We start from the raw sequence: 22,849 nt of genomic DNA, 5'->3' as shown, positions 1-22,849 counted from the left end.
GGAAAAAGATCATCTTTTTATTTTAGGCTTCTTTTGTTAATTCGTAGATTGCTTCTGCATAAATAGCGATTGAATCAATCAAGTCGTCCACCTTCATATATTCGTTAGCTTGGTGCATAACCATTGGTGCATCTTCGGGTTGAGCACCGAAGGCTACACCATGCTTGAATAATCGACCATAAGTACCGCCACCGATAACTACTTCATGACCTGGCTTGCCAGTTTGATGTTCATAAACTTTAAGCAAAGTCTTAACTAATGGATCATCGCCTGGAACGTAGTGAGGTTCTTCGAATGAATTAAATGAGGCAGTTAAGATATCACTGAATTTTTCTTCCACTTGCTTAACCATCTTATTTGGATCAGTGCCTTGTGGGTAACGGATATTGTCCTTTAAAATAGCATCACCATCAGCTTGATATTCAAAGATACTTGGAGCACTTGAAAGATCACCCATTAAGTCATCATGGTGGGCAACGCCAAGCTTTTCACCCTTAAAGTCTTCATGTTCAACATTAGCTAAAAAGTTAAGGTAGTTTTTGTCACGACCAGCAAAATCAAATTGATTGAGAAACTTACCTAAGAAGGTGGCAGCGTTGCGACCAACTTGAGGAGCAGAGGCGTGAGCACCTTGACCGGTAAGCTCGATTTTAGCTTCATCACCATTAATTTCGAAGTTTCCTTCTAAGTTGTTATCAGTTAAAAACTTAGTGAATTGTTCTTTAATGTTTGCCAAATCAGCGCCGCTAATAGTAGCGTAGGCCTTTTGTGGAGTGACGTTTTCAGCAATACCAGCTGTAAACTTCTCAAGTTTAACTGATCCAGTTTGGGCATCGTCTTTAAAGTTAAGGATTAAAGTGTAAATACCTTGCTCACCGTTAATGATTGGGTATTCTGCATCAGGAGAGAATACTTGGTCTGGAGTAGGTTCGTGCTTTAAGTAGTAGTCAATACCAACCCAGTTGGTTTCTTCATTAGTACCAACGATGAAGTCGATCTTCTTTTTAGGAGTAAAGCCAGCTTCTTTTAATAAAAGCATACCGTAGTATGCAGCAAGAGCAGGACCTTTATCATCTGCAGAACCACGACCGATAATCTTTCCATCCTTAATCAACATCTTGAATGGGTCAGTATTCCAACCATCACCTGCAGGAACTACATCCATGTGACCAATGATGCCAAGACGTTTTTCACCATCACCATAGTCGACGCGGCCAGCATAGTTGTCAACGTTCTTAATGTGAAAGCCATCTCTTTTAGCGAATGATAAAAATTTCTTCATAGCCTTAACTGGGCCAGGACCAACAGGATATTCTGCAGAAGTGTTGTCTAAATCTTCAGAAGAATCAATCGAAATCAATTCATCTAAATCACGCAAAATATCATCTTTTTTAGCAGCAGCTAATTTCTTGTAGTCTAAATTCATATATTTCTCTCCCTTAATTAAATTGATTAATAATATTTTATCAGAAATGTTTGATTCTTACTAAAAATAAGATACAAATAAATTTGTTTTTCAAAACAAAGATAGACTATCATGAATGTACAGTTGATCTTGAAATATCACCGGAAGTAAAAAGAAATGAGGTAAAGAGCAACCATGCATCGAAAAAATTCTTCTTATATAGTTTGATAGGACTCTGCTCTTTTTTGCTATTTTTATTCATTATACCTTTAAGCGATAGGATGGATATTGGACTTACAGATTCACCCAAGCAGCTTAAAGATTACATGAAATTTCATCATATTAATGGTGTAATGCTAGTCAATGACAAAAAAGATAGAAGTCGACCTATCGTTGTTACAAATAAGGAAACTTCTAATAAAAGTAAAATAGTGAAGACAGATCAATTATTTCCAATTGCTTCGTTGCAAAAAATTATGACAGGTACAGCAATCTATCAATTGCAAAAGCAGAAGCAACTGGATTGGAATACGCCTTTATCAAAATATTTTCCTCAAGTTCCAGGTAGTAAAAGTATCACTATTCGCGAACTAATGAATCATACAAGTGGCTTAATTAACAATGCTCGTCCGTCAAAGCCGCTTAAGAATCAGCAGGAACAAATTGCGTATATGTTAAAGTACATCAAGTATGACCACATTCATACTTGGGATTATCAGGACGTTGATTATGAACTCTTAGCAGCAATTATCAGCCGCTTAAGAAATACAACTTATAATAATTATGTTCAAAATAATTTTGCGGAGCCTCTTCGTCTTCGTAAAATTAAAGATTTTCCCGAAGTTTCTCAAAGTGAGGTCCCTCAGCCAGTGGTCAATAATGTTAACTGGCATAAGGTGACTGTCACCACCTCTTCTGATTTTGGCGCTGGTAATTTATTCATGTCACCCAACGATTATTGGAAATTCGTATATGACCGTATCCTAAAAGACCCTAAGATGATTAATAAATATGCTCATCAAGCTCAACATCAAGAAGTGGCTTACTTTGGCGGTGTATATTTTAAAGGAAATGTTATTCGCGCAGATGGCAGTATTCCTGGATATAATTGTTGTTTTGTTGCTAATTACAAAACCAAGCGCATGATTATGCTTTTTTCTAACAATATTAATTACTTCACTCTGAAAATAGCGGCTGATCATATTCTCCATGATTATATGGGTGTAGGATTATTTTGATGAAAAATAAATTCTTGTTTTATTAAAGGAAAGCTTAAATTGCTTTTTTAATTCATTTTTTGCACTTTTCGTGGTATTTTAGTCTTAGTGAAAGTAGAAAGGAATTTCGAACATGACTGTTAAAAAATTAGAAATAGCAGCGATGTAAATGTAGTGACTGAAGAAGTTAAAATTTTAACTAACTTGCTTAACGAATCTACAGAACAATTAATTGGTAAAGAACTTTTTACTAAGATTCAAAATCTGATTAAAATTTCTGCAGATAAAAATTATCAAGAACTCGAAGATCAAATTGCAAGCTTAGATAATCGTGAAATGATCGTAGTTGCTCGTTATTTTGCTACATTGCCACTTTTGATTAACATCTCAGAAGATGTGGAATTGGCCAGCAAAGTCTATGTATTGAATAATACCAACCAAGACTACTTAGGCAAATTAAACGATACCATAGATATTGTTGCTCAAAAGAAGAATGCTAAGGAAATCTTGGAAAAGGTGAATGTAGTTCCTGTTTTAACTGCACACCCAACCCAGGTTCAAAGAAAGACTGTACTTGAATTAACAGATAAGATCCACAAGCTTTTGCGTAATTATCGTGAAGTTAAAAACGGCATTATTAACCGTGAAGAATGGACAGAAGAGTTACGTGCTTGCATTGAAATTTTAATGCAGACAGATATTATTCGAGGTCATAAATTAAAGGTTTCTAACGAAATCACCAATGTCTTGACTTACTATCATAAGTCTTTAATTTCGGCAATTACCAAGTTCACTGCTCGTTATAAGGAATTAGCTAAAAAGCATGGCTTAGATATTCCGGATGCTACACCTATTACGATGGGGATGTGGATCGGTGGAGACCGTGACGGTAATCCATACGTTACTGCAGATACTTTGAAATTAAGTGCAACACTTCAAAGCCAAGTTATCTTTGAATATTACATTAAACAAATCAATCAACTTTATCGTTCGATTTCTTTATCCACTTCTTATATGAAACCTTCAACAGAAGTGATGCATTTATCCGAATTATCAAATGACGATTCACCATTCAGAACTAATGAACCATATAGACGCGCTTTCTATTACATTGAGAGTCGTTTAGTTCGCAGTGAACAAAAATTACTAAATATCACTAACCAACATAGTTTCCTTAAAGAACGTGATGTTGAACATTTAGATCAGATTCCTGCTTATGAAAATGCGCAAGAATTTAAGGCGGACCTAGAGATTATTAAGCGGTCATTAGAAGAAAATCACGATCAAGCAGTAGTTAAGAGTTACTTTACCGAAATTTTAGAAGCAATTGATGTTTTTGGCTTCCATTTAGCTACAATTGATATGCGACAAGATTCTAGCGTTAATGAAGCATGTGTAGCCGAATTGCTTAAGAGTGCAGAAATTTGTGATCATTACAGCGATTTAAGCGAAAAAGAAAAGGTAAGTCTTTTACTTAATGAATTAAACAATGATCCACGTAACTTGCATGCAAATAACAAACCTAAGTCAGAATTATTGCAAAAAGAATTAAAGATTTACAAAACTGCTCGTGATCTTAAGGATCGCTTAGGCGAAGATGTAATTAAGCAACACATTATATCTCATACTGAGAGTGTTTCAGACATGCTAGAACAAGCAATCATGCTCAAAGAATATGATTTGCTTGATAATCAAAGTGCTCGAGTTCAAGTTGTGCCTTTATTTGAAACAGTCGAAGACTTGAATAATGCACGTGACATTATTAAGGAATATTTGAACCTCGATATCGTTAAGAAGTGGCTCGTTTCTCAACATAACTATCAAGAAGTTATGTTAGGCTATTCAGATTCTAATAAGGATGGTGGCTACTTAGCCTCATGCTGGAATCTTTATAAAGCACAAAAAGACTTAACTGCTATTGGTGAAGAATTAGGTATCAAGATTACTTATATGCATGGTCGTGGCGGTACCGTTGGCCGTGGTGGTGGTCCATCTTATGAAGCAATTACTGCACAACCATTTAAGACAATCAATGACCGCATTAGAATGACTGAACAAGGGGAAATTATTCAAAACAAGTATGGCAACAAGGATGCTGCTTACTATAATTTGGAAATGCTTGTTTCAGCTACTGTTGATCGAATTGCATCAAAACAAATTGTTAGTGAAGAATATATTGCAGATTTCCGTTCATCAATGGATGAAATCGTTACAGAAAGTAATGAAATTTATAAGAAATTAGTCTTTGAAAATCCAAACTTCTTAGATTACTTCTTACAAGCAACCCCAATTAAAGAAATTTCTAACTTGAATATCGGTTCACGTCCAGCTTCAAGAAAGAAGCTTTCCGACTTCTCTAGTTTGAGAGCTATTCCTTGGGTATTCTCTTGGTCACAAAGCCGGGTAATGTTCCCAGGCTGGTACGGCGTAGGGTCAGCCTTTAAGCACTTTATTGATGCGGACAAGAACAATTTGCAGGAATTACGCCACATGTACCAAGGTTGGCCATTCTTCCATGCTTTGCTTTCCAATGTAGACATGGTTTTATCAAAATCTAATATGGAAATTGCCAAGCAATATGCTGAACTATGTCAGGATGAAAAGACTAAGTCAGTCTTTGACATTATTTATCAAGAATGGAAATTAACTAAACAGATTATTCTTCAAATTGAAGGTCACGATGATTTGCTTAGTGATGCACCAAACTTGAAGAACAGTTTAGCAGCTAGAATGCCATACTTTAATATTTTGAACTATATTCAATTAGAAATGATTAAACGTGATCGTAAAGACGAAATCCAAGGCGTCTTCCGAAGCATCATTCCAATTACTATTAACGGTGTGGCTTCTGGTCTTCGCAATTCGGGATAAAAAATATTTTATATATACAAAAATGGTTGAGCATCTTAGTGCTCAACCATTTTTTCTTTCTTCGAATATAATTCTTGTCCCCAATCAAATAATTGATTCATCGTCATGGCTAAATCTTTTCCAAGTGACGTCAAATGATAGGTAACAGATGGTGGAACCTGATGATCATCATGTCGAGTAATCAATCCATCAGCTTCTAATTCACGCAAACTATTTGACAGTGTCTGATTTTGCGCAAGTAGAAACAAGTATCATATTAAATTTGCTTCTGATACAATTACAGGTATTTTCTACAGTTAAGGGATGCAATTTGCTAGGAAAATTGTATTTTAATACTAATACCGAGGAAAGCAAAAAATTAAAATTTGAAGAAGTAAGCTTTAGTAAAAATCTAGTTATCAATATTCAAACGCGTGCTTTTACCCAAATATCTTTTTATCAAAAGCACCAAGCTCAAGAGTTAATCAAGAATATGAAGTCATGGGGCCGCAGTCCACGTTATGAGATTAACTTGCAAGAAAGTAAAATTAAACAAGTGGCAAATTGCTACCACGAAGGGGAAGAAAACGACTGGTACTTAAAGCATCCAACAAAAAAATCTAAAGCCAGATCAAACTCAATTCTTTTTACTTAATGGTAAAGTCGGTCAAGCTAGAACAAGTTTCTTAACTAGTAAAAGTGGTATCGCTTACTATTTAATTGATCAATTAAATAAACACTACTCGCAATATTTCGATGAATTAAAGTTTAGAGAAGTTCACGCTGAAAGCCATGATCAAGGAATTAGTCAAAAAAAGCGAGGGGATAACTTGCTAAAACAAATCCAGAAATTTTGGCAAGATAAAGAAATCACGCTACTTGATCGAACTCAAGAAAACTCATCAGCAATAAAGACTATATCTGATTTCTTTGAACAAAACTATCCACTAAAAATCACTTCTAGCCAAAAAAGCAGCCATTATAATTTAGTATTAATTCATGATCTAGATTATTATGCAAAAGAAGATAAAACAGATGCTTACTACAGCAGTCAAACTGAAGTTGTTCAAAACATGACCGTTGAAGGAGTAATGCATAAAAGTGGAACGGTAGTAAAAAGTGCACTAGTCAATGCAGTTAAAGAATTGACTATAAAAGCTATTTTAGAGTCAGAAGATTTTTCACCCTTAAATACCGAAATAAATTTAGATGATTTTATTTTTTATAAATATTATCCTGAAAGTAATCAAACTTTAGAATTTACTAGTCATGAGACTAATTTCAAAATTCAACCAATTACTTCTAATTATGACGATCCTTTTTTCTTAAATGATTTACTTATTAAACGGAATGATCGACTAACAACAGATGTTGAGTATATTCTTTTGGATAAGCAAAGTGAAAATTATTATGCCGTAAGTAAAACGACATTAAAGCCATTACCGGCACCATCTTTGTATGAAGCAGCAACTAATCAAAAGGGGACTTTAGCATATCGTGGTAAAGATGCTAGAAATAAATATTTAGCTGGCTTGATTAACTTAAACTACTTTTATCAACATGATCAGTTGTTCTATAATGTTTAAACAATAAAAATCTATCTCAATTATTAAATGTGCAACAACTTTTGCAATCAATGGATGTCGTCTGGGTAAGGTTCAAGAATTTGACCGTTCTGCCATTTCCGATTAAACTGATGAACGAATATATTAGAAAAAATCAAAATAACGAAAAGAGATAGATTTTGAATTTAATAATTAGACCAGTAACCCAGGATGATTTGGACGCGATAGTTGCCATTGAATCTGATGCTTTTAACATGGGTAAGGATATGACTAGAAAAGACATGATCGGTAGAATTGCGAATTATCCTGATACTTTTCTAGTAGCGGAAATTGATCATCAAGTAGTTGGGCATGTCTTTGGACCAGCGTTTAATCACCGGTATATCAGGGATGAACTCTATTTTAAAAATCATCCTAATCGTAAGGATGATCAATACCAAACTGTTTTAAGCTTAGCAGTGAGTCCTAAGTTTCGAAAGCAGGGAATAGCAACTAAATTATTAGATGAATTATCTAACGTAGCTAAAAAGCAAAATAGGGTAGCTGTTACTTTAACTTGTTTGCCAAAGCTATTTTCATTTTATGAAAAACGTGGCTTTGTAAATGAAGGTAAAACTAATTAAGATATTCCAGATCCAAAAGATGTAAGTAGTTATAACATAGTAAAAGAGCTATAGAAAAAAGGATTTTCCCATTTGAAGGAAAATCCTTTTCATAATTTTTGATTAACTTTTTGAACTTGAGATTTAACTTTTTTATAGATAATCAGCCAAATGATTACATACCCAATAATATAGATAACAGTAAACACTAATAATGGGGTTACCATAATTGGTATCCAATTGTTGATTAAGTAAAAGAATAGATAGTCAACATAAATCACAATCGCATCAATTAACGTTGCAACTCCTAGAGGAATTTTTTCGACTTTAAAAATAGCTCCAATTCCGCCCGCAATAAAAGCCATTACTAAACATGATAGTATATTGATATTCACTTCTGTCATTGGCCGACTAGTTACATTTTCAGTTAATTGATAACCATAATAAATGATCACTAAAATAAGTGGACCAAATCCTGCCGCAACTAATCCTCGTAAAGTAAAATCCTTGATGAATCGTTTCATATTAATCAAGCTCCTTTCTAATTTTAGAAAAGCAACGTCTGGAAACATAATCCGATAATCCGTTTTTCATAATCACATTTACTCCTGCTGATTTAGTTTCCTCAAATTGCTTAATCTGATAGCGATTAGCAATGCTAGACTTATTAATTCGCCAAAAATGGTTGGGTAATTCATTAATTAACTGATATATTCTCTTTTTCAAACGAAATTTTTTATTATCAGTGCAAATTGCCCAGGTCTTATTATTAATAATGGTAATTAAGGTGATCTTATCCATTGAAAGAATAATTAGATCTTTGTCATCATAAGCTGCAATTTGATTGGAATCACCATTAGTAAGCACAAAATGTTTTAAGTCATTGGTAAAACTGTTTTCCTGATGTACCTGTGCTTTCACAATTTCATCTTTGTCTGGATTGATTAATAATTTGAACCTCATTTTTCCGCTCCTTTCATTTTGAATTATATGAAATTTCTTCAATAAAAACTGGCTTTTAGAACTATTTGGTAAAAAATCAAATTAATCGGTCATAGGCATAAATAATGTGTTTAAATTCTATATCAGATATAATTATTAATAAAGAAGTGACAATTTTATATAGAAAAATGTGATTATATGATGAAATGTAAATTAGGCTGGATCTGTGCGGGTATCGGTGCCGTAAGTGCAATGGTAGCAAGTTCTATCTATTTCTACAAAAAGGATAAAGAAAAGCGTGAAGCTGAAAAGAATTTCAACACTCACACTTTATTTTTAGAAAATACTCCCTAATAATGCCAAAGATGAATTAATGAAATCCGAATTAGCAGAAGACGACCAAGTTAAATCACAAGAATCTGAATTTCCACGGGTTTCTCTTGATGACGACAAGAAAAATTTATTTGAAGACTAATGAAAAAAGGCAAGACAATGAAATATTTGTCTTGCCTTTTTAACAGGTTTAGATTATTTATGACTTTAGTTAGGGATTACTAATTGATAATTCTTCAAAAATGATTCATTAAACTGCTCAGGCAGCTTATATTTTTGTCCAAACATATCGATCATTGCATGAAAATTTTGATAATTACGTAAAGTAAAGTCAGTCAAATTTTCTTCAATGATCTTTTTTGCTTTCTCATATGGAGGAATATCTTGCCAACCTAGGCAAGTAAATAATCTGCGTGAATATTGATCGACTACAAATTCGCCTTTACGTAAACCATACATCAAGATCACATCCGCAGTTTCAGGTCCAATTCCTTTAATGGTCAGAATTTCTTTGCGCAATTTCTTTTTATTCTGCTCCTGAGCTACTTCAAGATCATAATTAAAATTATCTTTGAAGTATTGAGCAATATTTTTGAGGGTCTGAGCCTTACGAGTATAAGAACCAGCTGAGGCAATCGTTTGTTGCAATTCCTCATCGCTCATTTTCAAAATATTCGCAGGTAGAAAATTAGTTGCTTTATATAAAATTTTCAATGCTTTATCAACATTTTTCCAATTAGTATTTTGAATTAAAACTGTCGACCAAATCACCTCCCAATCAGAGCGGCCAGGCCACCAGCCATTTGGATCAAGATGGTAATACATGATGTCATAAAGCTGATTTAAAGTGATTTCTTTCATGGTAAACCTCATCTTATTAGATAATTTGACTACTTCTATTGTATTGCAAATTTGTATTGCAAATTTAAGAAAAGTGGTTAAAATATGAAATAAGCTACATGAAGTATATACGGTCTCTTTTTCTATCAGCAGAAGATTACGTGGACCCGAGTGATCGTTTCGTAACTAATTATTGCAGTGTTTGTTAACACGGTTTTAAACACGCTTTGGTTGAGTTTAATGTATAAGATGCCATTTATTGGCTATTTACCTGCTCGGTTGTCAAAAGAAGCGATTGCAACACTACTTCAAATCTTAATTATTTATTTTGGGCTCAACTCAACGCAATTTGAACGCATTAAAAATAAATTACTGGGTTAATTTTTAGCGGTGCGTCTGGCAATAATCGGTTGCTGCGAACCGCTTTTTGTTGTATTTAGAAATACGAGGAGTTTTTGTTATGTATACGATCAGAGTTCAAAATATGCAGTTTCATGGGCACATTGGCGTCCTTCCGGAAGAAAAGAAGGTTGGCCAAACCCTTCAAGTTGATTTGGAAGCGGTCATTAATGCAGTGCCGGTTGCCGATCAATTAGCAAGCACAGTTAGTTATGGAGACTTCTATCCGATTGTTGAAAAAATTATTGATGAAAATCACGTCAATCTGGTTGAAACACTGGCTCAGAAAATTTTAACTGCTATTAAGCAATTGGATAGTCGGATTCAGACGGTCACTGTTCGAATCCGTAAATTAAACTTACCGGTTGACGGCGTCTTTAATAATGTGGAAATCGAGATGAAACAATCATGATGGAAAATGTCATTTTAAGTTTAGGTAGTAATATCGGTAATCGTGAAGCCTATATTAACAAAGCCGTTGCACTGTTGGGAAACGACCCGGCTATTTTGATTGATAAAGCTTCAAGTTTTTATGAAACTTCACCGGTTGGTAATGTGAACCAGCGGGCCTTTATAAATATTGCGCTTAAAATCGCAACAACTGATTCACCGGAAGACTTGTTAACCAAAATCCACCAAATCGAATTGCATTTGCACCGGACTCGTGATGTACATTGGGGACCGCGGACATTGGATGTTGATATTATTTTTTGGGGTGATCAAAAGATTAAGACTGAGTCGCTGATTATTCCGCATCCGGAAGCATTCAACCGTTTATTTGTGCTGGTACCAACACTGGAAATCGTGACACCTAAATTTCCATTTTATAATCAAATTAAGGCTCAAATTCAAAAACTTCAAAAAGCAGATCAAACAATTCAACTTGTACAAAAGCAGACGCAATCTAAACAAGTCGTTGAAAGCGCAATTCGTCAAATCCTAAATGCGATCGGAGATGATCCGGATCGACCAGGACTGGTGGAGACACCGGATCGCGTCGCCCGGATGTATAATGAAATTTTTTCGTCTGAGGGGTTGGATAATTTTGAAGACTATAAATTGTTTAATACCAAAGAGACTGATAATTCAAAAATGGTGATGGTGAAAAACATTCCGTTTTATTCAATGTGTGAGCACCACATGATGCCGTTTTGGGGGGAAGCCCACATTGCTTACGTACCTGATCACGGGAAAATTATTGGCTTAAGTAAAATCCCGAGACTGGTTGATTTTGTATCACACAAGTTGGGCCTTCAAGAGAAGCTGACTGATGATATTGTTGCCCAAATGAACCGAATTCTGGCACCCAAGGGAGTGGCGGTTATTGTTGACGCCCGGCACATGTGTGTTGAAATGCGGGGCGTTAAAAAGGCTGATTCATTAACTCGGACGATTCGTTTTTCTGGTGTTTTTGAGACCGACCAGGCGTTAAGAATGGCATTTTTAAACTCGATAGGTGATGTTAATGGGAAAACAATCTGAACTTAATGCTGCCGAGTTTCCAACGTTTCTGTATGATCAGGGCGATCGGATTGGTTTGCTCAAACGGATTTTAAAAGCACTTGGCAGTCCCGATCAGAAATTTAAAATTATTCATATTTGCGGTACTAACGGAAAAGGTTCTACGGCAATGATGATTACCGCAATTCTTAAACAAATGGGTCACCGGGTTGGGCTATTTACCAGTCCCTATATTGGCGAAATTTACAATGGCATTCAAATTGACTTTAAAAATATTCCCAGTCGAATCTTCGAAGAAAAGATCTCGGTGATTAAAAAATTACTGAGAACAGCAGCTTTTGCAAACGTTAAAGTTTCCGAATTCGAAGCGCAATTTTTAATTTCAATGTTGTATTTTGCCGAACAGCGGGTTGATTACGTTGTTTTGGAATGTGGCCTTGGTGGTGAACTTGATGCAACAAATGCCGTGGCCACAACAATGTACTCAATTTTTACCAAGATTAGCTTGGATCATGTTGGCATTTTGGGAAATAATATTACAGAAATTGCAACTACTAAATCTAAAATTATCAGGCACCATAACGTTACGATTACGGCTCAGAATCAGTCGCTTGAAGCGTTGAAGGTATTAGAAAATGAAGCTGTGTCAAAACAGGCTGTTTTTTTGAACGCTGATTGGGTCACAATAACTACCTCGCAACAATCAAAGCGTAGCAAACAGGTTCATTATCGCGCTTTGCTCGGGCACAGTGAGCAAAGCGGCACTTTTCGCTTTGACTTGGCCGGGACCTATCAGCTTGAAAACTTGGCAACGGTATTGACTTGGTTTTTCGATTTTGTGAAACGAACGTCATTTCAACAGCGACTGGATGATATCTTGGCTCATTCTTTGGCTGAATTGGTTGTACCGGGACGTTTTGAAACGGTTCAGCAAAAGCCAAAAATCATTTTGGACGGTGGCCATAATCCTGACGGCATCAGCGCATTTGTTGAGACGGTTCAGAAACTGTATCCAAATGCTCCCAAGCTGATTGTTAATGGTTTTTTAAAGGATAAATCTTATGAAATAGCGGTTCAAAAACTGCTTACTCTCAAAAACAGCTCGTTTATTATCACGCAGCCGGAAAATCAGCAGCGCGAACTTTCACCGGTTAAATTGGCGGATGTTTATCAAAAATATACCAACCGGCAATTTCCAGAATTTACTTCTCCGGTTAAAGCAATTAAGCAAGCTATTATGACGGCTTCACCAACTACTGTTATCTTAGTTGTTGGTTCATTTTATCTATTAAATCCGATTCGAACATATCTACTATCTAGAAGTGAGCATAATGGAAATTAAAAAAATAAACAATCGTCAACAAACATTTAGCGGCAACGTCACCATTTCTTTTAATGCGAATACAGAAGAATTACCCAAATTAATTAATCTGTTAGCTGATCAGACTGCCAATCTTTCGATTTCGTCATCGCTAGTCATCGCGACATTTACGCAAACGGAATTGGCAGCTGTAATTAAAAGTTGGCCAGAAGTGTTTGGCGCTGAAAACGGTACGCTGCAGCAAATCCAGGCAGCTTCTCAAATCCATTTTAAGGGTCGGGGATTTGACTTTGATATTACGACCAAACCAATTATTTATTCGATTTTAAACTTGACGCCGGATTCATTTTACGATGGTGGGAGAAACGCTTCAGTCGATGGGGTTCTGAAACGAATTGAAGCAGACCTGGCAGCCGGAACTGCCATCTTTGAAGTCGGTGGCAAATCTTCCAAGCCACACTTTGATGATATTAGTGCTGAAGAGGAGTGGGGGCGAATTAAACCGTTTTTGGACGCTATTCACAAGCGTTTTCCAAATATTGTTTTGGCAATTGATTCCAATACAAACGCGGTTATTGAAGAAGCACTAAAAAATGGTATTCAAATTATTAACGACATCGATGGCTTTAATTCTCAAGCAAAACTGAATTTAGTTGCTAAATACAAACCTGCTGTTGTAACGATGTTTAATGGTCGGAACTTCAATGAGCAAACGGAAACCTTATCAAAAACAATGATGGATTTCTTTACACATACAATTAGCGATTTAACAGGCGTTGGGCTTGAAAAAGAAAACATTGTGATTGACCCGGGCGTTGGCTTTTCTGATCATAATACGTTAGCTTTTGATCTGATTAAGATGAAATTAACGAAATTAATGGCAGAATTTCAAACACCGATTATGATTGCAATTTCGCGAAAAAGTTTTGCTAAACGGCTGTTTAATTTGGAATCAGCGGATGATCGATTGATTCCAACGCTGCTATTTGAAGCATTTATGACGGTTCTTGGCGGTCGGGTTATTCGGGTACATGATGCAAAAGAAACTCGTCAGCTAATCGATGCTTTTGAGTTGCTAAAAGATCAGCTATTGCTAAAGTAAAGGTGATAAGAATGCCTCAAGATCCTTATTTGTCAGTGCTTATTAAGGCGATCGACCAACTTGCTGAGTTGCCGGTTTCATGGTTAACAGATAAAAAGTTGGTTCAAATTAAAGGAATTTTGACCGATCAGCAACCGGCTGAACTTCGAAATCGAAAATCCAAGGTCCACTTGTCTGCCAGTGCGATGGTCTTTTCAAAAAATGCCGGCTTTTTTATTCGTCATCCGTATCTACGAACAACACTGCTGCCGGCCGGCCACGTTGAACCGGGTGAGCTGCCGATTAACTGCGCAGTTAGGGAATTTCATGAAGAAACCGGCTATCAGGTGAAGCCTGAAAGTGGTCAGCTGATTGATGTTAACCTGATTGCAATTCCAGCTAATCCGGTTAAGGGTGAGAGTGCGCATCAACACGTCGACTTTCGCTTTCACTTTTTAATTGAACCTGGTACTCGAAGCAATCCCGAATTACCGGTTTCTTTATTAACGCAAGCCCAAGCACCGACAGAGTTTGCAAAGTATTTTGCACTTATCAAATCAGGTGATTAAGTTATGTCAAATTACTAAGTTTATAATGCCGAATTGAATCGTTTCCCAGTTGTATTTGATTTGCCGCACAGTGGGACAACGATTATTGCCGAAATGGCTGATGCACTATTACCAACGGCTGTTTTAGCTAATACCGACTGGTTTTTAAGGGAATTGTATGATTTTTTTGCCAGGGCTTGGGTTTACAGTTTTAGAAAATAACTTGAACCGGTATTTAATTGATCCCAATCGTGATCCGAATGAGGGACTAACTGGTGATTACTATCATCTTGTATATGCCAAGAATACATTTGGCCATGCTTTGTATCAAACGCCACCGTCAAGTTGGAAAATTAATCGACGACGTGACCAATTCTATCAGCCGTATCATCAGCAGCTGCAAAAATTGCTTTCGATAAAGAAAGATACTTTCAGAAACTGTTTAGTATCTTTTGAGAAGTAACCTGATAAAAGCTAACGAAACCATCATGAGACTAGTGTTGAGTTTACGCTCACAGTTACGCCATAAACGATGATAATTTCCCAACCAACTAAATGAACGTTCAATGAGCCACCGTTGGGGGGATAACCGAAGATTGGTGTAACTCATTTCTTTTAACGACGATTACCTTGGCTGAGGTTAAACTGCTAATCTCATTGGCAAAATTTTGGCCGGTATAACCACTATCAACCATCATGGTTCGAACCAATTTAAACTGCTCTAAATTAAGGGTGATGAGTGCAATCGCCCCGTCACGATCAGTGATGTCGACGGCTAAATGGCGCTTAATGCCGGAAATTTTCTTGCCACCATCGTAACCCTTATTTTCAGCGGTAGCGGTGTTCTTAATGCTTTGGGCATCTAAAATGACGAACGAAGTTCGGGCTGACCGCCCTTGCCTTAATCGTCGATCAGCGACAATTTTTTTAAAACCTGAGTTAATAAAGCTGGTTTATCAGGGGTGGGGGCTTTTGACCAACTCATCCAATAGTAGTAAACGGTGGACCACTTTGGATAATCAGCCTGCAAATCACGCCAAGTATAGCCATTTTTAATGACATAGAGCATGGCACAGAAGATATCATAAGGATCAATGTGTTTTGGGTGAGTTCGTTTTCTTGAAGCTTCCAGATCCTGACGGATCAAATCGAATTGTTGCCGTAGCACATTTGTCTGATACCATCATATCAATTGGATATTGACCATGATACTTTGCTTTGTAAGCATCTGTTACTGCTTTGATTTCATCTTCATCCTCAATAGCTACATAATTTACTGGATAGGTTTGATTATTAAATTCAATGGCACCACCGTTTTTTTTAACCCGACTTGTACCATTTGCTTTCTTTGCCTTTACCAGCTCTTAAATAAACGTGATTATTGTTGGTTACCACCCAAATAGGGGAGTCTTGAAAACTCTGGCCCTCATCATTAGGATGGTTTTGGACAGTAGTTATCTTGTTTAAAACATCTAATTCTTCTTTAGTCCAATCTTTCATTTTTTTGCTCCTAATCATCTAAAATCTTATATTCTTCAAAATAACTTTTACCTTGCTTGATTTCTCCGCTTTCATAAAGAAAAATTTTATGCTCTAAACGTTTAATTGAACGATTCAAATTTTTCTTTTTAGTTTCAAGTCAAGCATTTTTCAAATATTTCATAATCGATTTTTATGCTCAATTTATAAAAATCAATTGACAATAAGTAAGCATGGGTTTACACTAATAGTCAACAAGAGTTACTAAAAGTCAGAAAGGAGTACTAACATGTTGAATTTACAAGCTGTATGTCAAAACTGTGCATGTTGTCCAAGAGACAATACTTTTTTGCATACGCTAATTCAGCATGACGTACTTCGATATAATCTATAGTTAACTTGATTTTTTAATTTAGCTATTTAAGGATCTACGAACTGAATTGGTTTGTGGATCCTTTTTTGTTTGGTCTTTGGGAGGTAAGATCTTATGAATTGGTCAATCATACAACAAGCGTTGCCATTATTTGCCCATGCATTTGGACTCACGATCTGGTTATCGCTAATCGGGATAATAGGTTCGATTATTGTTGGAATAATCGCTAGCTTAACACAATATTTTAAAATACCGGTAATTAGTCAGATCATGACAGCATATGTTGAACTAGCACGAAATACGCCACTTTTAATTCAATTATTTTTCTTGTACTACGCTTTTCCTGTTATCGGAATAAAAATGTCCGCTGAAGTTTGCGGTATTATCGGTTTAATTTTCCTAGGTGGAGCATACATGGCTGAGGGATTTACTGGTGGTTTCAATGGTATCTCTACTAGCCAAATTAACAGCGGAAAAGCATTAGGAATGAGCCGTTTTCAATTAGCGCGCTATGTTGTTTTCCCACAAGGCTTTGCATTAAGCTTGCCTGCTTTAACAGCTAATATTATCTTTTTAATTAAAGAAACATCCATTTTTTCAGTAATTGCAATCCCTGAATTAACCAATACAGCTTTAGATTTAATCGGCATGTACTACCGTTCCAATGAATACTTACTGATGTTGGTTATTGCTTATGCAATTATCTTGATCCCAGTAATTCTTTTATTAACTTGGCTTGAAAGGAGAGTTCGTTATGGTGCATTCGGGAATTAACGTTTTATTTGAAGGGAGCAATTTTGCTCGTTTAATGGCAGGTCTTTGGACTTCCATTTGGATTGCAGCTATTTCCTTAATAATTGGTTTAGCTATTGGAACTATTTTTGGTATTCTTAGAACTTTGACTAATAAAATCATTCGATTTGTTTTACGAATTTATCTAGAATTCTTCAGAATAGTACCTACAATCGTTTTACTTTACTTGGTCTATTATATTTTGCCACGAACTTTTCATGTTAACTGGCCAGCAACTTGGATGGCAGTTCTGGCATTTTCACTATGGGTAGCAGCAGAATTCAGCGATATTGTTCGCGGAGCAATCGAATCAGTACCTAAGAGCCAGCGTGAATCGGGACTGGCATTAGGCTTAAGCAAAATCCAATTATTTAGATATGTATTATTGCCACAAGCAGTTAAGTTAGAGCTTCCTGCAACAATCAACTTAGCAACCAGAGTAATTAAAACCACTTCACTTTTACTTGTCATCAGCATTATGGAAGTAATTAACGTTGGCCAGCAAATTATCGAAGCAAATAATCAGCAATATCCAACTGGTGTTTTCTGGGTTTATGGACTGATATTTATCTTATATTTTGTCCTCGACTATCCATTATCAGCTTGGGCTAAGAAATTAACTAAGGAAAGCAAATAGGTGAGCACAATGACAGAAGAAATTTTAAAAGTTGAGCATTTAGATAAGTTTTATGACGACCGTCAAGTTTTACATGACATCAATTTTTCGTTGAAAAAAGGTGAGGTATTAACATTACTTGGACCATCAGGTTCTGGTAAAAGTACTTTGCTTAGAACTTTGAATGGGTTAGAGGATTATAAAAATGGAGCTATCTATTTCCATGGAAAGAAAATTAATCCTAGTCCAAAAGAATGGCAAATGCTGCGACAAAAAATCGGTATGGTTTTTCAAAGCTATGATCTTTTTCCAAATCTTACTGTGATAGAAAATGTTTTGCTTGCCCCAGTGAAAGTACAAAAACGAAATGAAAACGAGGTTAAAGAAGAAGCAATTAAACTGCTAAAACAAGTGGGATTAGATCAATATCTAAATGCTTATCCTAGAGAATTATCAGGCGGTCAAAAGCAGCGAGTAGCCATCGTTCGTGCATTAGCAATGAGGCCGGAAGTAATGCTTTTGGATGAAATCACTGCATCCCTTGACCCAGAAATGGTACGCGATATTGAAGAAATCGTTGAACGCCTTTCTAAACGTGACCATATGACGATGATTATTGTTACCCACCAAATGAACTTTGCTTCTAGAATTGCGGACGAAGTACTTTTCTTAGAAAATGGACATATTTTAGAAGATACTCCAGGAAAAGACTTCTTTGATCATCATCAGACGCAAAGAGCTAAAGAATTCTTAGACAGCATGGATTATTAAGGATAAAGCCAATGAAAAAGAAAAATATTTTTAACATTATTATGGGTATTGTTGCTCTAATAGTCGTGGTAAGTGCCGCTTATTTTGGTTTTACACAACCTAACTTAAACAGCGGTACTGCTGGCAGCCGTTGGAGCAATGAGAATGGCGTCTCAGAAATCAAACGTCGTGGTTATATCAGAGTTGCAGTTTTTGGTGATTTACCACCATATGGCTGGGTAAATGATCAAGGCAAGAGAGTAGGCTATGATGTTTACTTGGCTCGCAGAATTGCCAAAGATTTAAACGTTAAAATTCGTTTTATACAAGTCAATGCCAACAATCGTGTAGATACTTTAAATTCAAATAAAGCGGATATCGTTTTAGCTAACTTTACAGTAACTCCTGAACGTAAAGATGTAGTTGATTTTGCAAAACCATATATGAAAGTATCAGTTGGAGTAATTTCACCTAAAAACGCTCCAATTAACAGTGCGCAAGAATTGAAGGGCAAGAAGTTAATCGTTACCAAGGGAACAACTGCCGAAAACTATTTTGCAAAGCAATCTGGAGTTAATTTATTAAAGTTTGATTCTAAGACGCAGCAATTCAATGCATTGAAGAATGGTCGTGGTGCAGCTTTAGCTGATGACAATTCTTACCTTTATGCTTGGGTTAAGAAAAATCCTAAGTATGTAGTTGGCATTAAGAGTATTGGACCTCGTCAGTATGTGGCCCCAGCCGTAAAGAAGGGCAATCGTTCACTGCTTAAATGGACAAATCATGAGATTACTAAACTAACGAAGGAAGGCTTCTTTGTACAGGATTATCAAAAAGAATTAGCGCCTTACTTTGGTAAGGATATTAAGCCAACTGATATTGTGTTGAGATAAACATTTGAAAAAATCTATTTTTAACAGGTTCTAGACTTCTACTCAAAAACAAAATCCTATTAGATTAAGGTTTTGATATGATCCTACTTAAGTAGACAACACAAATATATAAAAGTGTTATCTATGAAAGTAGGATCATTTTTTTATGTCCAGAAAAAGTAAATTCAGTTATGAGGTTAAGCTTGCTGCAGTCCAGCAATATCTGAATAGTGGATTGTCATATGCACAAATTGCTAAGTCAATTGGTGTTAGTGGTAGAACTGTCAATCAATGGATGGACTCCTTCAAATTAAAGGGACCAGATGCTTTAAAAGTACATAAACACAATCAGAGTTATACTAAAGAATTTAAACTTAAATGCATTAAAGCATACCTAAATGGCCAAGGTTCCTATGAGCAATTAGCTAATAAATACGGATTAAGAGGTTCTACTCAATTAAAAAATTGGGTTTCTAAGTATAATAGTCATCGAAGACTTAAAAATTATTACCCTACTCCAGAGGTTTACAAGATGACTAGAAAGAAAACAAACCAACAAGAACGAGAAGAAATAGTTAAGTATTGCGGTACCATGATTTAAATTACAAAGAAACAGCCAAGAAGTACGGCTGCAGCTATGCCCAAGTCTACAATTGGTGCAAGAAATATGAACACAAAGGGAATGAAGGACTTAAAGATAACCGTGGCCGCAAACGTTCACAAAGCGAATTATCTGAACTTGAAAAGATCCAGCTTCAAGTCAAAGAATTACAAAGACAGCTAGAAATAAGCCAAAGAGAAAATATGCTTTTAAAAAAAGTGAGGGACTTAGAAAGGGAGTGGTTGTTGGACCAAAACAAAGGCAAATAGCGTTTAGACATGATTTAAAACAAAAAATATATCAATTGATCAAGGAATGCCATCAAGACTGCAGCTGGCCAATTGGTTGGATCTGTAAGACTGTTCAAGTGGCTAGATCGACTTATTATAAGTGGCTCCATCATAAACCGAGTAAGGGAGAAATTCGTGATCAAAAAATACTTAAGCAAATCAAAGAAATCGCCAAGAGCAATAATAGCCTCTTTGGTTCACCTAAAATGACCATGGCTTTAAATGCTCAGCGAAAAGAAGGAGAACCTGTTGTTTATCGCAGAACAGTTTCCCGTATTATGTGCGTTAATGGAATTAGAACGAGCAAAGGTCGCTTCAATAAAAAATATCATTATAAGCCGTCAACGCCCGAAGAGACAGCAGAAAATTTGCTTAAACGTGATTTTAATGCCGACAAGCCCAATCAAAAATGGTGCACAGATATCACGGAAAAGAAGATTCCTGGCCACGATCAAAAAATATTTCTTTGCACAATTTTTGACCTTTACGATAGATATCCAGTTGGCTATGCCCTTAGTAGACGTAATGATATAGCGTTAGTGCAAGCTGCTCTAGACGATGCTTGGGCTAAAGAACCAAACAGTCATGCCATGCTTGATAGCGATCGTGGTTTTCAATTCACTCGCAAACCATTTGCACAGAAACTACAAGACCATGGCATGACCCAATCAATGTCGAGAGTTAGCCGCTGTATTGATAACGGTCCAATGGAAGGATGGCAAGGATTAATAAAAGAGATGCTTGATGTACTATATCCAGATGTTAAGACTTATGATGAAATGAAAGATGCATTTGATAAAACGATAGATTATTACATCAACTGTGATCCTCAAGAAAGATTTGGTGGTAAAACAGCTGGTCAAGTAAGAGTAGAAGCAAAAGCAGATCCAGAACATATAAGTACTTATAAAATTGTGTCAGATAAACGTTATAAAGAATGGTGGGATAAAATCAAAGCAAAGAAAAACCAGCCTGCATAAACAGGTTGGTTAATCAATTTCATTTTATATATTTTAACTGTCTACTTGACACGGTACGGATCATTTGTCTATTAGATCGGTAGACCGTACAGGAGAAATATTAAGGTACTCAAATGTACAGCTTTATTTACTTAAATAAGGCTGGTTACAATGGGCTGTGGAGAGTTAACAGCAAAGGGCAAAACAATGTACCTTATGGTTCTCACAAAAAGATTAACGTTCCGGAAAAAGTAATTATACAAGATAGTAAATATTTAAAAGAAAATAATGTAAAAATTCTAAATCAAAATTATACGGAGGCTATCACTTCTGCTAAGGAAGGCGATTTTGTATATTTTGATCCTCCATATATTCCTGTCAATCAGACAGCAAACTTTACAAATTACACTCCTAATGGGTTTGGATTAGTTCAACAAAAAATATTACGTGATACAGCTCTACAATTAGCATCTAAGGGTGTTAATGTAATGCTATCTAATGCTGATCTTCCATTAACTGCAAAGTTATATTCAAATCCAGAATTTAAAATTCACCATGTACAAGCAAAAAGATCAATCAACAGTAATGGCACAAAAAGAGGCAAAGTTGGTGAAGTAATTATTACCACCTACTAAACTATTTGATCTTTTTATTGAAAATTAGCTGGATTCATCGCGGGATTACAAACCTGTGATGAATCCGGCTTTTTGATTGTTTTAACTTATCCTTGTTTTTAGCATTTGTTTCTGCTAGTGTCTTTTCATAGAAAAGACACTAGTAGAAACTTTTAAAAAGCTTGATGTAACAAGGAGTTACACTGAATCTAAAAACATCTAATGTTATAATTAAAATATACATAAAAAAGACATTAGATGTAGGAAAACGTAGGAAGCTCAAGGAGTTAGCCCTGTGGATAACTTTAAACAAATGGAAAGGGCCGAAGAATATGACTAAAAGTAACGACAAAATTATAAAAGTAGATTTTGGAAACAAACAAAAGACAGAAAGTATTGATAATGGACTTTTAGATTATTTTGGATTTAATGAAAAAAACAAAAATAAAACAATATTACCCACAATTACAATGCCTTTCGATTTAAGTGCTAAAACTTCAATTATCTTTGAAAGAGAATATTTTATTTGGATGTTAATGGATAAGTTCAAAGACACTAAGAATCGGAACGTTAACAAAATGCCCTTACAAAGTGTATTATGCTATGACTTGAATGAACTGTTGGAAGAAAAGCAGTTTGATTTATTTGTCCCGGATAAGATTCAGAAATGTGAAAATATATTGTTTTTGGGAAATTTGGATGTTCAAGGAATCAAAGAATTTAAAGTACTTCAGCAGCAACAAGCTTTAAAAAATATTCGACCTTGGATCAGTATGTATGAAATTATGATTGAACGAAGTCAATATAATAAAGAAAAAAGTTTTGAATTAAAAGAAGATATTAGTTCTAGTGAATTAAATGATTTTAGTAAATACTTTGATCCTGAAGTTGCAAACAAAATAAAGAAAACAATGAAAATTGATAAAAAAGGTATTTCAG

Annotated in this window: 27 protein-coding genes and 2 pseudogenes; 21 read left to right on the top strand and 8 right to left on the bottom strand. The window is 35.6% G+C overall.

Translation table 11 applies throughout. The features are described from left to right. Positions 1-22 precede the first annotated feature (22 nt). A complete protein-coding gene (pepV, locus tag HMPREF0518_RS03990) occupies positions 23-1,426 on the bottom strand; it encodes a dipeptidase PepV (protein ID WP_003626366.1) in 1,404 nt (467 codons plus the stop codon). Positions 1,427-1,686: 260 nt separating this feature from the next. Between pepV and HMPREF0518_RS03985 the strand changes: the two genes are divergently transcribed. After that, positions 1,687-2,643, top strand: coding sequence for a serine hydrolase domain-containing protein (locus HMPREF0518_RS03985; RefSeq protein WP_003628681.1), 957 nt, complete (start codon positions 1,687-1,689; stop codon positions 2,641-2,643). 126 nt (positions 2,644-2,769) lie between these two features. Continuing rightward, positions 2,770-5,493 (top strand): phosphoenolpyruvate carboxylase, encoded by a 2,724-nt coding sequence (gene ppc / locus HMPREF0518_RS03980; RefSeq protein WP_035518225.1) that lies wholly within the window; start codon positions 2,770-2,772, stop codon positions 5,491-5,493. A 35-nt stretch (positions 5,494-5,528) separates the two neighbouring features. Here the strand turns inward: ppc and HMPREF0518_RS03975 are convergent, their stop codons facing one another. Continuing rightward, positions 5,529-5,702: a winged helix-turn-helix transcriptional regulator gene (locus tag HMPREF0518_RS03975; protein ID WP_003626363.1), complete on the bottom strand. Its 174-nt coding sequence runs from the start codon at positions 5,700-5,702 to the stop codon at positions 5,529-5,531. A gap of 101 nt (positions 5,703-5,803) precedes the next feature. On the opposite strand from HMPREF0518_RS03975, the gene HMPREF0518_RS10645 reads away from it, so the two are divergent. The 3 genes from HMPREF0518_RS10645 (at position 5,804) to HMPREF0518_RS03960 (ending at position 7,660) form a co-directional block, all read left to right on the top strand. Then, positions 5,804-6,127 (top strand): hypothetical protein, encoded by a 324-nt coding sequence (locus tag HMPREF0518_RS10645; protein ID WP_023191811.1) that lies wholly within the window; start codon positions 5,804-5,806, stop codon positions 6,125-6,127. A 175-nt stretch (positions 6,128-6,302) separates the two neighbouring features. Next, on the top strand, positions 6,303-7,058 hold the full coding sequence (locus HMPREF0518_RS10640) for a hypothetical protein (RefSeq protein WP_003626361.1): 756 nt from the start codon (positions 6,303-6,305) through the stop codon (positions 7,056-7,058). Positions 7,059-7,216: 158 nt separating this feature from the next. Continuing rightward, positions 7,217-7,660 carry a GNAT family N-acetyltransferase gene (locus HMPREF0518_RS03960; protein WP_003626359.1) on the top strand — a complete coding sequence of 148 codons (444 nt, stop codon included), beginning with the start codon at positions 7,217-7,219 and terminating at the stop codon, positions 7,658-7,660. 89 nt (positions 7,661-7,749) lie between these two features. Here the strand turns inward: HMPREF0518_RS03960 and HMPREF0518_RS03955 are convergent, their stop codons facing one another. Then, positions 7,750-8,163 (bottom strand): DUF3021 domain-containing protein, encoded by a 414-nt coding sequence (locus HMPREF0518_RS03955; RefSeq protein WP_003626357.1) that lies wholly within the window; start codon positions 8,161-8,163, stop codon positions 7,750-7,752. A gap of 1 nt (position 8,164) precedes the next feature. Then, positions 8,165-8,602 carry a LytTR family DNA-binding domain-containing protein gene (locus HMPREF0518_RS03950; protein ID WP_012211907.1) on the bottom strand — a complete coding sequence of 146 codons (438 nt, stop codon included), beginning with the start codon at positions 8,600-8,602 and terminating at the stop codon, positions 8,165-8,167. A gap of 177 nt (positions 8,603-8,779) precedes the next feature. Here HMPREF0518_RS03950 and HMPREF0518_RS10635 point away from each other — a divergent pair, with 177 nt between their 5' ends. Then, on the top strand, positions 8,780-8,935 hold the full coding sequence (locus tag HMPREF0518_RS10635) for a hypothetical protein (RefSeq protein WP_003626353.1): 156 nt from the start codon (positions 8,780-8,782) through the stop codon (positions 8,933-8,935). Positions 8,936-9,121: 186 nt separating this feature from the next. On the opposite strand, the gene HMPREF0518_RS03940 is transcribed toward HMPREF0518_RS10635, so the two are convergent. Beyond that, positions 9,122-9,775: an endonuclease III domain-containing protein gene (locus HMPREF0518_RS03940; protein WP_003626351.1), complete on the bottom strand. Its 654-nt coding sequence runs from the start codon at positions 9,773-9,775 to the stop codon at positions 9,122-9,124. A 439-nt stretch (positions 9,776-10,214) separates the two neighbouring features. On the opposite strand from HMPREF0518_RS03940, the gene folB reads away from it, so the two are divergent. From folB to HMPREF0518_RS09450, 6 genes are all read left to right on the top strand, one after another. Beyond that, positions 10,215-10,565: a dihydroneopterin aldolase gene (gene folB / locus HMPREF0518_RS03935; protein ID WP_003614991.1), complete on the top strand. Its 351-nt coding sequence runs from the start codon at positions 10,215-10,217 to the stop codon at positions 10,563-10,565. Beyond that, positions 10,562-11,635: a GTP cyclohydrolase I FolE gene (folE, locus tag HMPREF0518_RS03930; RefSeq protein ID WP_003626346.1), complete on the top strand. Its 1,074-nt coding sequence runs from the start codon at positions 10,562-10,564 to the stop codon at positions 11,633-11,635. The genes folB and folE overlap by 4 nt, the downstream gene beginning before the upstream one ends. Next, complete coding sequence (locus HMPREF0518_RS03925; protein WP_023191815.1) at positions 11,619-12,956, top strand: bifunctional folylpolyglutamate synthase/dihydrofolate synthase; 1,338 nt, start codon at positions 11,619-11,621, stop codon at positions 12,954-12,956. The genes folE and HMPREF0518_RS03925 overlap by 17 nt, the downstream gene beginning before the upstream one ends. Next, positions 12,946-14,037: a dihydropteroate synthase gene (gene folP / locus HMPREF0518_RS03920; RefSeq protein WP_003621229.1), complete on the top strand. Its 1,092-nt coding sequence runs from the start codon at positions 12,946-12,948 to the stop codon at positions 14,035-14,037. Before HMPREF0518_RS03925 ends, folP begins: the two co-directional genes overlap by 11 nt. Positions 14,038-14,048: 11 nt before the next feature. Beyond that, positions 14,049-14,585, top strand: a complete 537-nt coding sequence (locus HMPREF0518_RS03915; protein ID WP_003621227.1) for an NUDIX domain-containing protein — start codon at positions 14,049-14,051, stop codon at positions 14,583-14,585. 157 nt (positions 14,586-14,742) lie between these two features. Continuing rightward, complete coding sequence (locus tag HMPREF0518_RS09450) at positions 14,743-15,027, top strand: N-formylglutamate amidohydrolase (RefSeq protein WP_003626340.1); 285 nt, start codon at positions 14,743-14,745, stop codon at positions 15,025-15,027. Here the strand turns inward: HMPREF0518_RS09450 and HMPREF0518_RS09685 are convergent. The 3 genes and pseudogenes from HMPREF0518_RS09685 to HMPREF0518_RS10630 all read right to left on the bottom strand — a co-directional run. Then, positions 15,007-15,732, bottom strand: a pseudogene (locus HMPREF0518_RS09685) (IS5 family transposase). The gene HMPREF0518_RS09450 and the pseudogene HMPREF0518_RS09685 overlap by 21 nt on opposite strands. Before the next feature lie 152 nt (positions 15,733-15,884). Further along, positions 15,885-16,064 (bottom strand): DUF2255 family protein, encoded by a 180-nt coding sequence (locus HMPREF0518_RS03900; RefSeq protein ID WP_020829192.1) that lies wholly within the window; start codon positions 16,062-16,064, stop codon positions 15,885-15,887. A 10-nt stretch (positions 16,065-16,074) separates the two neighbouring features. Beyond that, a pseudogene (locus HMPREF0518_RS10630) lies at positions 16,075-16,203 on the bottom strand (MerR family transcriptional regulator); the annotation flags it as partial. A 327-nt stretch (positions 16,204-16,530) separates the two neighbouring features. Here HMPREF0518_RS10630 and HMPREF0518_RS03895 point away from each other — a divergent pair. The 9 genes from HMPREF0518_RS03895 to HMPREF0518_RS03855 all read left to right on the top strand — a co-directional run. Beyond that, a complete protein-coding gene (locus tag HMPREF0518_RS03895) occupies positions 16,531-17,190 on the top strand; it encodes an amino acid ABC transporter permease (protein WP_003615004.1) in 660 nt (219 codons plus the stop codon). Beyond that, complete coding sequence (locus HMPREF0518_RS03890) at positions 17,171-17,845, top strand: amino acid ABC transporter permease (RefSeq protein WP_003626333.1); 675 nt, start codon at positions 17,171-17,173, stop codon at positions 17,843-17,845. Before HMPREF0518_RS03895 ends, HMPREF0518_RS03890 begins: the two co-directional genes overlap by 20 nt. A gap of 9 nt (positions 17,846-17,854) precedes the next feature. Beyond that, complete coding sequence (locus tag HMPREF0518_RS03885; RefSeq protein ID WP_023192893.1) at positions 17,855-18,595, top strand: amino acid ABC transporter ATP-binding protein; 741 nt, start codon at positions 17,855-17,857, stop codon at positions 18,593-18,595. Between the two features lie 11 nt (positions 18,596-18,606). Next, positions 18,607-19,467 (top strand): transporter substrate-binding domain-containing protein, encoded by an 861-nt coding sequence (locus HMPREF0518_RS03880; protein WP_003613446.1) that lies wholly within the window; start codon positions 18,607-18,609, stop codon positions 19,465-19,467. A gap of 145 nt (positions 19,468-19,612) precedes the next feature. Continuing rightward, positions 19,613-20,047, top strand: coding sequence for a transposase (locus HMPREF0518_RS10625; protein WP_003626328.1), 435 nt, complete (start codon positions 19,613-19,615; stop codon positions 20,045-20,047). After that, entirely contained in the window at positions 20,029-20,316 is a 288-nt protein-coding gene (locus HMPREF0518_RS10620) for a helix-turn-helix domain-containing protein (RefSeq protein ID WP_003626326.1), read from the top strand. The genes HMPREF0518_RS10625 and HMPREF0518_RS10620 overlap by 19 nt, the downstream gene beginning before the upstream one ends. Then, positions 20,286-21,317 (top strand): IS3 family transposase, encoded by a 1,032-nt coding sequence (locus HMPREF0518_RS03865; RefSeq protein ID WP_003626324.1) that lies wholly within the window; start codon positions 20,286-20,288, stop codon positions 21,315-21,317. Before HMPREF0518_RS10620 ends, HMPREF0518_RS03865 begins: the two co-directional genes overlap by 31 nt. A 113-nt stretch (positions 21,318-21,430) precedes the next feature. Further along, complete coding sequence (locus HMPREF0518_RS03860; protein ID WP_003626323.1) at positions 21,431-21,931, top strand: DNA adenine methylase; 501 nt, start codon at positions 21,431-21,433, stop codon at positions 21,929-21,931. 311 nt (positions 21,932-22,242) lie between these two features. Further along, positions 22,243-22,849: hypothetical protein (locus HMPREF0518_RS03855; RefSeq protein WP_003626322.1), on the top strand; the 607-nt coding region annotated here is incomplete at its 3' end.

The sequence above is a fragment of the Lactobacillus helveticus DSM 20075 = CGMCC 1.1877 genome (genome assembly GCF_000160855.1).
Taxonomy (GTDB): Bacteria; Bacillota; Bacilli; order Lactobacillales; family Lactobacillaceae; genus Lactobacillus; species Lactobacillus helveticus.
The sequence above is the reverse complement of the archived record's forward strand: the minus strand, read 5'-3'. Positions and strand labels throughout refer to the sequence as shown.